The 13191-nt window shown below is 38.6% G+C and carries 10 protein-coding genes; 8 read left to right on the top strand and 2 right to left on the bottom strand.

Translation table 11 applies throughout. The annotated features are described in order from the left end of the window. Positions 1–240 precede the first annotated feature (240 nt). Positions 241–2013: an arginine--tRNA ligase gene (argS, locus tag BCL90_RS15825; protein WP_121284969.1), complete on the bottom strand. Its 1773-nt coding sequence runs from the start codon at positions 2011–2013 to the stop codon at positions 241–243. A 473-nt stretch (positions 2014–2486) separates the two neighbouring features. Here argS and BCL90_RS15830 point away from each other — a divergent pair, with 473 nt between their 5' ends. The 5 genes from BCL90_RS15830 (at position 2487) to BCL90_RS15850 (ending at position 9218) form a co-directional block, all read left to right on the top strand. Beyond that, positions 2487–3932, top strand: coding sequence for an arginine deiminase family protein (locus BCL90_RS15830; RefSeq protein WP_121284970.1), 1446 nt, complete (start codon positions 2487–2489; stop codon positions 3930–3932). An 82-nt stretch (positions 3933–4014) separates the two neighbouring features. Next, a complete protein-coding gene (ctlX, locus tag BCL90_RS15835) occupies positions 4015–4926 on the top strand; it encodes a citrulline utilization hydrolase CtlX (RefSeq protein WP_121284971.1) in 912 nt (303 codons plus the stop codon). A 788-nt stretch (positions 4927–5714) separates the two neighbouring features. Then, on the top strand, positions 5715–6293 hold the full coding sequence (locus BCL90_RS15840; RefSeq protein WP_121284972.1) for a PhnA domain-containing protein: 579 nt from the start codon (positions 5715–5717) through the stop codon (positions 6291–6293). Positions 6294–6608: 315 nt separating this feature from the next. Further along, on the top strand, positions 6609–7997 hold the full coding sequence (locus tag BCL90_RS15845; protein ID WP_025146786.1) for an arginine decarboxylase: 1389 nt from the start codon (positions 6609–6611) through the stop codon (positions 7995–7997). Positions 7998–8321: 324 nt separating this feature from the next. Then, positions 8322–9218, top strand: coding sequence for a DUF72 domain-containing protein (locus BCL90_RS15850; protein WP_121284973.1), 897 nt, complete (start codon positions 8322–8324; stop codon positions 9216–9218). A 145-nt stretch (positions 9219–9363) separates the two neighbouring features. Here the strand turns inward: BCL90_RS15850 and BCL90_RS15855 are convergent, their stop codons facing one another. Further along, on the bottom strand, positions 9364–9861 hold the full coding sequence (locus tag BCL90_RS15855) for a DUF1579 domain-containing protein (RefSeq protein WP_121284974.1): 498 nt from the start codon (positions 9859–9861) through the stop codon (positions 9364–9366). 180 nt (positions 9862–10041) lie between these two features. Here BCL90_RS15855 and BCL90_RS15860 point away from each other — a divergent pair, with 180 nt between their 5' ends. From BCL90_RS15860 to BCL90_RS15870, 3 genes are all read left to right on the top strand, one after another. Continuing rightward, positions 10042–10518 carry a PH domain-containing protein gene (locus BCL90_RS15860; RefSeq protein WP_121284975.1) on the top strand — a complete coding sequence of 159 codons (477 nt, stop codon included), beginning with the start codon at positions 10042–10044 and terminating at the stop codon, positions 10516–10518. A 253-nt stretch (positions 10519–10771) separates the two neighbouring features. Continuing rightward, positions 10772–11485, top strand: coding sequence for a 3'-5' exonuclease (locus tag BCL90_RS15865; RefSeq protein ID WP_121284976.1), 714 nt, complete (start codon positions 10772–10774; stop codon positions 11483–11485). Then, complete coding sequence (locus BCL90_RS15870; RefSeq protein WP_121284977.1) at positions 11485–13191, top strand: ABC transporter ATP-binding protein; 1707 nt, start codon at positions 11485–11487, stop codon at positions 13189–13191. The genes BCL90_RS15865 and BCL90_RS15870 overlap by 1 nt, the downstream gene beginning before the upstream one ends.

Raw genomic sequence — 13191 nt, forward strand, 5'->3', positions numbered from 1 at the left:
AATTTTTATAACAAATATAAATGACTTTTTGCTGTCACAAGAGCGTAGACGATTGCTTTATTAATGTGTTGAAATGGTCTTCGACTACGCTCAGACTGACATATGAAATAAATTTTATTTAATTTTAAACAGGCTCTAAATGATACTACGACTCCCTATTTTTGCATAATAATTAAAGGGATTCGCAGTATATGTTTTCCATCTCACATCATCCATTTTCCATCTTACCTCTTCCATGCTTTACATCCGCTCTGGCGAAGTAATTCCCAAAATCAACATTCCGGCATGAATGATATCAGCAGTTTTTTTGCTCAAGTTTAAACGGAACCGTTTCGCTTCACCTTCTTCTGTTTTTACAATTGGCGGTACCTCATGGTAAAATTTGTTAAACAGTTTAGCCAGTTCATATAAATAGTTAGCCAAACTCGCCGGACTATAAGCTTTAGCCGCAATGGCAATCTCCGCAGGATATTTTGCCAGTTGCAGAATCATTTCCAATTCCACATCGCTTATCCCGCTAAACGCCAAACTCCCAACACCAAACTTATAATCAGACTTACTCAACAGCGATTTAATCCGCGCATGCGTATACTGAATAAACGGCCCTGTATTCCCCTGAAAATCGATACTCTCAGCCGGATTAAACAATAAACGTTTCTTAGGTTCAACCTTTAAAAGGAAATATTTCAAGGCACCTAAACCTATGTTTTTATATAGTTCTTCTTTATCTGCTTCACTAAAATCGTTGGTTTTACCCAATTCTTCTGTTTTTTCGCGGGCGGTGGTTACCATACTTTCAATCAGCTCATCTGCATCTACAACGGTTCCCTCACGACTTTTCATTTTGCCATTTGGCAAATCGACCATTCCGTAAGATAAGTGATATAAACCTTTTGCCCAGCTTTTGCCTAGTTTTTCTAAAATCAGGAATAACACTTTGAAATGGTAATCCTGCTCGTTTCCGACCACATAAATCGACTCATCCATATTGAAATCATCGTGTTTCATTTCGGCAGTACCTAAATCCTGCGTAATGTAAACTGAAGTTCCATCCGCACGCAAAACCAGTTTCTGATCTAAACCATCTGCAGTTAAATCGATCCACACCGAACCATCTTCTTTTTTAAAGAAAACGCCTTTGGCCAAACCTTCATCAACCGTACCTTTTCCTAACAGGTAAGTATTGCTTTCGTAATAAAATTTATCAAAATCTACCCCAAGGTTTTTATACGTTACATTAAAACCAGCATAAACCCACTCGTTCATGGTTTTCCATAGCGAAACTACCTCTTCATCCCCTTGCTCCCATTTCAACAGCATTTGTTGCGCTTCCTTAATTAATGGTGCATTTTTCTTGGCTTCTTCTTCTGTTTGTCCTTCCGCTTTTAAAGTATCAATCTCTTTTTTATACTCTTTATCGAAAATTACATAGTATTTTCCAACCAGGTGATCGCCCTTTTCGCCTGTACTTTCAGGTGTTTCGCCATTGCCCCACTTTTGCCAGGCCAGCATCGATTTACAGATGTGTATCCCACGGTCGTTAACCAGGTTTACCTTCACCACATCGTAACCGTAAGCTTTAAGCAACTCAGAAACCGAGTAACCTAACAAGTTATTACGCACATGCCCCAGGTGAAGCGGTTTATTGGTATTTGGCGATGAATATTCTACCATTACCTTTTTACCATTCGGTGCATATACGCCAAAATCAGGCGATAAAATTTCTTCGTTAAATTGTTTTAAGAAATAACTTTCAGCAATGCTTAAGTTTAAAAACCCCTTAACTACATTAAATTTAGTAATATCAGCTACGTTAGCAACCAAATATTCTCCAATTTCAGTGGCCGTTTGTTCTGGCGATTTTTTTGAAATTTTGGTGATTGGAAAAACAACGATTGTTGCCTGTCCTTCAAATTCTTTACGGGTTTCTTGTATGTTGATTACACTTTCGGCTACTTCTTCCTTATAAAGTTCAAAAATGGCTTTCTGTGTTTCGGCAATAATAAAATTCATGCGTCAAAAATAGAGAAAAAAGTCCGAAGTCGGGAGACCGAAGTCTGAAGATTTTTTTAGCCTAAATTTCAATTTTCATCGTTTTTAAAGGGTTTGGAAAGCTAAGTAGTGCCAGTCGGTACCGATAGTCCTTCTTTCCGCTATAGTCCCGATTGAAGGAATCGGGAGCTGCCGCTTCAATAAGGTTTATTTAGCTGGTTCTGTGCAATAAAAAAGCCAGAGATCCGAGGTCGGAAGACAGGATGCCTATAACATAAAACTTATTAGTCTTCAAAATTTTGGACCATGTACTTTCAAACTATATCTTCCGACTTTCGGACATTGGACTTTCTGACGCTAAAAAATTCCAATAGTTTAGGGATATCGGTTCTGTGCAATAAATAAACCTTTTTAAGCATCAGTCTATCTCAAATCTATCATCTCAATTCTCATATCTGAATTTTTCTGATAGATTTGCAATAACTAACTTTTTTATGAGCGAGCAGAACCCCAATTTTAAAGTGAGCGTAACCACCGAAATCGGCAGATTGCGTAAATTATTAATACATAGTCCTGATAGTGGATTAGGTAAAGTAGTACCCTCAAAGGCACAAGATTGGCTTTTCGAAGATATTGTCCATTTAGATACCATCCGTAAAGGCGAATACGATTATTATATTAAACTGTTGATGTATTTTCTTGATCCTGATAAGATTAAAGGAAAACTGGCTGAAATAGATTCAGAAGCATCCAACCGTAATTATTATAAACCTAACCACACTGATTTTCACAATTCAAAGTCTGTAATTGAGATTCAGAACCTGTTAAGTGAAATGCTGGAGGACGAATCCATCCGTAAAAAACTGGTTGCCGCTGTTTGTGCAATTGAAGGTTGTACTTATAAAGTTCAATTGGAATTAACGAATACCGATCCGAAACAATTGGCAGAGATTTTGATCTCCGGAACATTGACCAACGATACGATGATTTTTGCACCCATCCCCAATTTAATCTTCACCAGGGATGTGGGTATAACCATTAACAACTACATCCTGTTAAACAAACCGGCAAAAAAAGCCCGTGTGCGCGAAACACTTTTAATGCGTTATATTTTCTTCAACCACCCTTTGTTTGAAGGTTACCGCAATAATATTCTCGAAATTCCGGATGTGACCATGCACTTTTTACGCCCGGGCGATGAACCTGCTTTCAGCACCACTTTAGAAGGTGGCGACGTGATGATGGTAAGCCCTAACCATGTATTAATTGGCTGTAGCGAAAGAACCTCTGAACATGGTGCCAACGAAGCGATTAAACTATTGTTTGATCAGGATGTGGTAGAAAAAGTTACCGTGGTAAAAATACCAAGCAAACGCGATTATATGCACCTGGATACTGTTTTTACACAGGTTAAACGCAATACTTGGGTAATTTTGAATTCCATTGCCCATTCACCAAAATATAATCCTTACGAGCCGATCAACTTTTTAAAGGAACCAGAAAAATTAGAGGCCACCACTGCTATCCAGTTTACAAAAGCCAATCCACAAGAACCTAAACATTTCGAACATGTAGAAGCTTTATTAAACGACATTAGCCAAAACGACTTAAAAAGCACTGAACCCACTCAGATTATCTACAGCGGAAATAACCAGTTCCCTTACGATTCGAGAGAACAATGGACGGATTCATGTAACCTTTTAGCGATTGAAGAAGGTGTGGTTTTAGGTTACGATAGAAACGATAAAACTGTTGAAGCCTTTAAAGCTGCTGGTTTTGATGTAGTGGATGTGAAAGATTTGATCCAGGATTTAGAAAACGGTAAAGTAAATGCTGAAACCATAACCGATACCTTGATTTTAATGCCTTCGGCAGAATTATCACGTGCCCGTGGTGGTTTCCATTGTATGAGTTTACCGATACTTAGGGATAATTTGTAAAAAACGTCATGCTGAATTTATTTCAGCATCTTAATCAAGTAGATTCTGAAATAAATTCAGGAGGACGCAAAAGAAAAAGAAAATGCAGACGACCAATCACATTTTAATGATCCGCCCTGTTGATTTTAAATTCAACGAGCAAACGGCAGGAAACAATAAGTTCCAGGTTGCTTCTACCGAAAGCGATGTACACACAGCTGCGCTAAAAGAGTTTGATGCTTTTGTTGCCTTATTGCAGCAAAACGGTGTTGATATTACCGTTATAGATGACACTTTGGAGCCTGAAACACCTGATTCTATTTTTCCGAACAACTGGGTTTCTTTCCACGAAGATGGCTCAGTATATCTTTATCCTATGTTTTCTGAAAACCGGAGGTTAGAGCGCAGAAATGAAATATTAGAAGGATTGAAAGACCATTTTGAAGTTAACCACATCAGCGATTTAAGCTTTTACGAACAACAACATGCGTTTTTAGAGGGTACTGGAAGCATGGTACTTGACCGAACCAATAAAATTGCATACGCCTGCTTAAGTGTGCGTACAGACGAAGAAGTGCTAAACAATTTTTGCATGCTCACCGGATACGAGCCAGTTGCCTTCCAGGCGGTAGATGGATCAAATTTTCCGATTTACCATACCAATGTGATGATGTGCATTGGCGATCGTTTTGCGGTAATCTGTCTGGATTCAATAAAAGATCCTGAAGAAAAGTTAAACGTTACCATCAGTTTAAAAGGCGCTGGAAAAGAAATCATTGAAATCAGTCTGGAACAGATGAACAAATTTGCAGGCAATATGTTACAGGTCACTAATGCAGAAAACGAAAGTTTATTGGTGATGTCCGAACAGGCGTATCTATCCTTAACTGCTGAGCAGATTGCTTCACTTGAACAATATAGCAGGATTATTTACGCACCACTTTACACGATTGAAAAAAACGGTGGTGGTAGCGCGAGGTGTATGCTGGCTGAGATACATTTGCCGATTAAATAGTTTATTAACTACTATCCTTGGCTGGTAGCCCACCAGCCAAGCCAAATAATATACATGAGGTTAATGAGTCACCAACCTTGGGATTAGGAACCTGCTTTCTCCTTGCCCTCGCCCTGGTTCGTGTCTGCAAGAACCATTATATTTTTACCATGGAAGCTCGGAGCGCACGGAAAAACCCATCTGATAAATGCACACTCGCTATTAAACCCTCGCCTTGGTTCGTGTCTCCACGAACCATTGTATTTTTGCCACGGAAGCTAGGAGCGCACGGAAAACCCATCTGACAAATGCACACTCGCTATTAAATCTTAAATAACAGCACTCTCCTAACTACATAAACCTTATCGGAACGAACACGAGTGCAACGAGTAAAGTGAAGAGCAGGACTACTGAAACCGATAAAAACAGGAACCTGCTTTCCAAATGATCAGAACATTATTTCTCACCCATGTCTCATATCTCCCAGCCTTTTTTTTGCCACGGAAGCTTGGAGCACGCGGAAAAACTCATCTGATAAATGCACACTCGCTATTCAACCTTAAATAGCAGCACGGCCATAATTAAATAAACCTGATCGGAACGAACACGAGTGCAACGAGTAAAGTGAAGAGCAGGGCTACTGAAATCGATAAAAAAACAACCTGCTTTCCAAATCATCAGCAAACATTCCTTTCTATAAAACATAGTCTTTAAATTATAAAAACCAAAGACTCTACAATATTGTATATATCACAATACCTGCTCATTCCAATTAGTTTTATTACTTTCGCCAAAAATCCAGTATCAAGATGTCTTTAGCACAAGAATTACAGACCCGTTCGGGCAATAAATGCGAATTATGCACCGCTGAAACCAATTTATCAGTGTACGAAGTGCCGCCAACCAGCAATGCCAATAGTGATAACAGTATTTTAGTTTGTAAAAACTGTTTAGACCAGATTGAAAAAACAGAACAGCTGGCACCAAACCATTGGAAAATATTAACAGAAACCATGTGGTCGGAATTTGCCCCGGTACAGGTTGTTGCCTGGAGGATGTTGAGCAGATTAAGAAATGAAGGCTGGGCAGCAGATAGTCTGGATATTTTATACCTGGAAGATGAAACTTTGGAGTGGGCAAAAAAAACCGGCGACCATGAGCAAGACGGAACAGTAGAATTTCATCAGGACAGCAACGGAACGCGATTATTTGAAGGCGATACCGTGGTTTTGGTTAAAACACTGGATGTTAAGGGCTCAACTTTGAGCGCTAAACTGGGTACTGTTGTTAAAAACATCCGATTGGTACATGATAATACCGAACAAATTGAAGGTAAGGTTGAAGGACAAACCATTGTAATTTTAACAAAATACCTTCGTAAAGGATAACACGTTATTTGGTGATTGATTAGACTACTTGCTACCAAACCCAAATAGCAGCACGGTCCTTGTCAACTAAACCTGATCGGAACGAACACGAGTGCAACAAGTAAAGTGGAGAGCAGGGCTAATCCGCCGTGGTTCGTGTCTCCACGAACCATTGTGTTTTTTGCCACGGAAGCGCGGAACGCACGGAAAATCCACCGAATAGACGTTAAGACCAGATCATAATCAGGCTAAACGTTTCCTTACAGTAAAAATATTTTCAATACCGTTTAATTCTCGATTTAAAATTACATTTTTGCAAAAATTATTTAAAAGTAAATGCAGAGTTACTCAGAATTTCTCGATCTAAGCGTTGGTTTTCCACAGGAAGGCTTTGATGTTATAGATGATGAGTTATATTTTCAGGATTTAAACCTGATGGAAATGATCGAAACTTACGGTACTCCCCTACGTTTCACGTATTTACCGATGGTAAGTAAGAAGATTCAGCAGGCGAAGATTCTTTTCCAGACCGCTATTTTAAAGAACAATTATCGTGGCGATTACAAATATTGCTACTGTACAAAAAGCTCGCATTTTAAGCATATTGTAGAAGAAGCGTTAAAAAATAACATCCACCTGGAAACTTCTTCGGCTTTTGATATGCCAATGGTTGATGCTTTGGAGAAAAAAGGTGTATTAACGAAAGATACCACCATCATCTGTAATGGCTTTAAAACCTACCAGTATAAACAATATATCATTGATATGTTGCACGATGGTTATACCAATATTATCCCTGTTTTAGACAACAAAGAGGAGTTTAATCTTTTTGATGATGAGGTTGATATTGATACCCCTTGTAATTTAGGTATCCGTATTGCCGCTGAAGAGCAACCCGACTCGCAGTTTTATACTTCGCGTTTAGGTGTGCGTATGGAAGATATTATCGATTTTTACAACAATAAAATCGTGCATAACCCTAATTTCAGGGTTAAGTTGTTACACTTTTTCATTAACTCGGGTATTACCGATTCGCCATATTACTGGAACGAGTTAGAGAAATATGTAACCCTTTACTGCAAATTCAAAAAAATCAATCCTGATTTGGACACCCTCGATATTGGTGGTGGTATGCCATTTAAAGATTCATTGGTTTTCGATTTCGATTACGAATACATGGTAAACGAAATTGTGAAAAGGATTAAAGAAATCTGTGCCATCCACGAGGTAATGGAACCAGATATCATTACCGAATTTGGAAAATATACGGTTGCGGAGGCTTCTGGTATCCTTTATAAAGTACTGGGCCGTAAACAACAGAACGACCGTGAGCGTTGGTTAATGTTAGATGGTTCTTTCATCACCAATTTACCTGATGTTTGGGCCTTAAATCAAAAATATATTTTATTGCCGATTAACAATTGGGATGCAGAGTACGAACGGGTGAACTTAGGTGGTATTACCTGTGATGGACAGGATTATTACAACCAGGAAGCACACATGAACAGTGTTTTTATGCCTAAAACGCGTAAAGTGCAGTATTTAGGTTTCTTTCACACGGGTGCTTACCAGGAAGTGTTGAGTGGTTATGGTGGTATTCACCACTGTTTATTGCCTAGTCCGAAACATGTGTTGATCCGCAGAAACCGTGACGAAAGTTTCAATTTTGAGGTTTTTGGAGAGGAGCAAAATAGTAAACAGGTGTTGAAGATTCTAGGTTACTAGGTTTAACCGCAAAGAGCGCAAAGTTTTTCGCAAAGAGCGCTAAGTTTATACTTGGCGCTTTTTACGTTTTTTACCTCTTACAGAAGCTTATTTTTTAAGCTAAACTAAGCGCGTATCGTCATGCTGAATTTATTTTACAAGTAGAATTAGTATTTTCAATTGTCTTGTAGCTACTACGTGGTCAGCATCTTTCATGCAGGATAGACCCTGAAATAAATTACCTACGGTGAGCTCGCTAAGGCTCGGTTCAGGGTGACGACAGCGTATGCCAAATTCTTTACAATTTTCTTTATTAACTTAGCGGTAAAATAAATCCATATTACAATGCAATTCGGTAAAGTAGACGATCCTTCGATTATAGATTATACCCTTCCTGCTGATGCTCCTGAAACAGCAGCAATTTTAGCCGCAAATAAGGCTAAACAATCTTTCCAGGCTTACGTGGGCTGCGCTAAATGGAATAAGGCCGATTTAAAAGGTTTTTATCCAAAAGGAACAAAGGATGAATTGACTTATTATTCTACCCAGTTTAATTCGATTGAATTGAATGCCACTTTTTACGGAATGCCTACACGCGAGCAGGTAATTACGTGGACGCAAAAGACACCTGCAGATTTTAAATTCTTTCCTAAATTAACCAATACCATCAGTCACTTTAAAAGGTTAATCAACGTTAAGGAACCGGTAGAGCAGTATTGTGACGCCATCAGTAATTTCGAAGATAAGCTGGGAATGGCTTTTCTTCAATTGCACGATAACTTTAAACCGAAAGATTTTGAGAGGTTAAAAATCATGATCAACGAATTTCCAAAGGTAATTCCACTGGGTGTTGAAGTGAGAAATACGGAATGGTTTACCAATCCCGCCATCGCGAATGAATTTGCCAGACTTTTCGAAGATAATGGTATAAGCAACGTCATTGTCGACACCTCAGGCAGAAGAGACATGTTACACATGCGTTTAACCACGCCAACTGCTTTTGTACGTTTTGTAGGCGCGAACGATGATGAAATCGATAAAAAACGTTTAGATGATTGGATCGAAAGAATTGTGGTCTGGAAAGAGCAAGGTTTACAGGATCTGTATTTTTTTGTGCACCAAAATGTGGAACTTTCGTCTCCACTATTTTCAGCCTATTTTACCGAGAAACTGAATAAAGCGGTAGGTACTGATTTAAAGATCCCGGTAATGGCGAATCAGGCTTCGCCAAGCTTGTTTTAATCGATCCAAAACCTCGCAGGTTTTTAAAACCTGCGAGGTTTAAAATAATGTTAGTCGAGATTTGCAATCTCGACTGAAAGAGTTGTGGATTTATAATCCACCTTAGTGTTCTCAAGTCGGGATTACAAATCCCGACCAACAATATTTAATTTCTCTTATAAACCGTCTCAGTAGCTTTTGCTTCTTCTCCTTCCGGCGAAACATTGTAAGCCGTTAACACGATTTCATTTTTGTTAATTATTTCAAGCGTGGTTCGCCAGCCCCAAAGTTGTTCGCCATACTCCGGACTGCCGTATTCTCCAAACACTGAAAAGCCATTCCCTGTAGCAACGCCACTCGAAAGCATAATTTGTGTACCCATGTGAAAACTATCTACCCAGCTTGACGTAAATCTTTGATAGGGAATATCAAAACCAATAATCATTTTACCTTCAAAAGCTTTTCCTTCCAAACTTCCCTGGTAATCAATAGAAATAAAACGATTACCCAAAATAGAAGTAATTTTTGCTTCAACTAGAGATTCATCTATCAGCACATCTTTTTCAAACCAGGTTTTGGTTATCCCATCCCAGGTACCAATTAAATTTTGAAGCTTTTGGTGAGCACCATCTGCTAAAGATTGCTCGAATTTACTTTTTGCCATATCTAAACTTATAAAATAAATTTCAAAAAAACAGTAAAGCTACAAACAAGTGAAAAGAAAGTGATTTATTTTCTCGAATTTTAATATTAAATTGAAATTTCGCGTGTTGAAATCAGACCAAACAAAAACCTAGAAACAACAATTTACACAACAATAAATCAAACCAAACAATCTAAATAAATGACAAATTACGAGATCGAAAACGAACTAAAATCTAATTTAAGCACAGACGAAAAACTAATATGGGCAGGAAAACCTAAGGCAGGAATTTTATTTAGAATCTCAGATACATTCTTAATTCCCTTTAGTTTGCTTTGGGCCGGGTTTGCTGTATTCTGGGAAACAAATATCATTACCACTGATGCGCCTTTTTTCTTTAAGCTTTGGGGCATTCCATTTGTTTTAGTGGGACTATACATCACTATAGGAAGATTTTTTATCGACGCAAAAAAGAGATCGAATACCGTTTACGCAATTACTTCGGACAGAATTATTATTAAGACGGGAATATTTAGCAGAGAAATCAAGTCACTAAATATCAGAACCCTAAGCGACATCACAATTAGTCAAAAATCTGATAATAGTGGGACAATTACATTAGGACCAACTGACTTTAGAAATTCCATGATGCAGGGTATCGAATGGCCAGGCGCGTAAAGCAGCCAGCGTGTCTTGAGTTTATTGAAGATGTAAAGAATGTTTATGACCAAATTATTAACCTCCAACGACAAAAATAATTGCTCAACCGATAAGTTAGTATCCAGAAATCTACCTTAATCCAAAGCTGTTTAAATTTAAAGAATGATTGTAACGAATCATCTGAAAACAAAAAAAACAATAAACCAATAATTAATGATGGCTATAATTATGAATTGAAAATAGTAAATTGTTAACTGAAAACTATCGATGTATGCTAAAAGCTTTAGATCTCAATCAGGTAATGGTTATCGATATCGAAACTGTACCTCAATATCCATCTTTTCAGGATGTACCACCCCATTTCCAGGAACTTTGGGAACAAAAAACTCATTATCAGCGAAGTTCTGACCAAAGTCCGGAAGAATTTTATGAAAAAGCCGGCATCATGGCCGAATTCGGTAAGATTATCTGCATCAGCCTGGGTATTTTCAGTATTCAGGGCAAATCCGCTTCATTGCGCATCAAATCCATTTTTGGCCACGATGAAAAAGAAATGCTGCACCAGTTTTCTGCTTTGTTGAGTAAACAAACGCCTAGTTTGATGTTCTGTGCACACAATGGAAAAGAATTTGATTTTCCTTATTTATGCCGACGGTTATTGGTTAACGGCATAGAAATTCCGGTTCAATTACAGCTTTCTGGCAAAAAACCCTGGGAGATTAACCACATCGATACGATGGAGCTTTGGAAATTCGGCGATTACAAACATTTTACTTCATTAAACCTTTTGGCCGCTATTTTAGATATTCCTACACCAAAAGATGATATCAACGGTGCGCAGGTTCGACAAGTTTATTATGAAGAAAAAAATCTCGATAGAATTGTTACCTATTGCCAGAAAGATGTAATTACTACCGCCCAGGTGTTGTTAAAATTTAAAGGTATGGACATAATTCCGGCAGAAAACATTACCATTGTAACCTAATGTTAAACGTTGAGCATTTAAATATCGATTTTTATAACCAGGAAGAAAAAACCTGGTTTAAAGCCGTAAAACAGATCAGTTTTAATGTAAAAAAAGGAACTGTTTTAGGTATTGTTGGCGAGTCAGGCTCTGGAAAATCAGTTACCTCTTTCTCCATTATGCGCTTGCATGATGAACGTACGGCAAAAATTACGGGAGAAATAGATTTTGAAGAAATTAGCTTGCTCAATCTCAGCTCGAATGAAATCCGCCAGATCAGGGGAAACCAGATCTCGATGATTTTTCAGGAACCCATGACCTCCCTCAACCCTGTTTTTACCTGCGGATACCAGGTAGCAGAAGCCATCATGTTACATCGAAAGGTAGATAAAGCAGAAGCGAGAAAACATACCATTGCACTGTTCAATGAGGTACAGCTACCCCGCCCAGAGAAAATATTTGATAGCTACCCACATCAAATATCAGGCGGGCAAAAGCAAAGGGTAATGATTGCCATGGCCTTAAGCTGTGATCCAAAATTATTAATAGCCGATGAACCCACTACAGCTTTAGATGTAACCGTTCAGAAAACGATTTTACAACTCCTGTTAAAATTGAAGCAGGAACGGAACATGGCGATGATCTTCATTTCGCATGATCTAGGTGTAGTAAATGAAATTGCCGACGAAGTTGCTGTAATGTACAAAGGTGAAATCGTAGAGCAAGGCTCGGCGAAATCTATTTTCGAAAATCCTCAACATCCATATACCAAAGGTTTGCTTGCCTGTCGCCCCTCACCTGGCCTACAATTAAAAAAATTGCCTGTGGTAGCCGATTTCCTCACCGGAAAAATTGATGATGCTTCGGCACATTTACAGGCTTCAAACCAACTCACAGCAGCAGAAATAGCCGCACGGAGAGAGAAACTTTACACCCAGAAACCTTTACTTCAGATTAAAGACCTGTGTACCTGGTATCCTATCCACAACGGCCTTTTCGGCAAAACGACTGATTATGTTAAAGCCGTTGACCAGTTGAATTTTGAGGTTTTTCCTGGCGAAACCTTAGGTCTGGTCGGCGAATCGGGTTGTGGTAAAACTACGCTGGGTCGCACCATTTTAAGATTAATCCAGCCAACATCCGGCGAAATCATATTTAATGGCGAAGACATTACGCACATTTCAAGAAATGATTTGCGTAAATTAAGGAAAGACATTCAGATCATTTTCCAGGATCCTTATGCTTCTTTAAATCCAAAATTAAGCATCGGTCAATCGATTTTAGAGCCATTACAGGTGCATAAATTATACCGTAACGATAAAGAGCGTAAGCAAAAAGTATTGGAATTACTCGATAAAGTTGGCTTAAAAGAAGAACATTTTAACCGATATCCGCATGAATTTAGCGGCGGACAAAGGCAGCGTGTGGTTATCGCCAGGGCTTTGGCTTTACAACCTAAATTTATCATTTGCGACGAATCGGTATCTGCTTTAGATGTTTCCGTTCAGGCGCAGGTTTTAAACCTTATTAAAGATCTTCAAAGCGAATTCGGGCTCACTTATATCTTCATTTCTCACGACCTGGCGGTTGTAAAGCATATTTCAGACCGCATTTTAGTGATGAATAAAGGAAAAATTGAAGAAGAAGGTTTTCCAGAGCAGATATTTTATGCGCCAAAAGCAGCTTATACTCAAAAGCTGATCGAGGCTATACCAGGACACCAATAA

The sequence above is a fragment of the Pedobacter alluvionis genome (genome assembly GCF_003664035.1).
GTDB lineage: Bacteria > Bacteroidota > Bacteroidia > Sphingobacteriales > Sphingobacteriaceae > Pedobacter > Pedobacter alluvionis.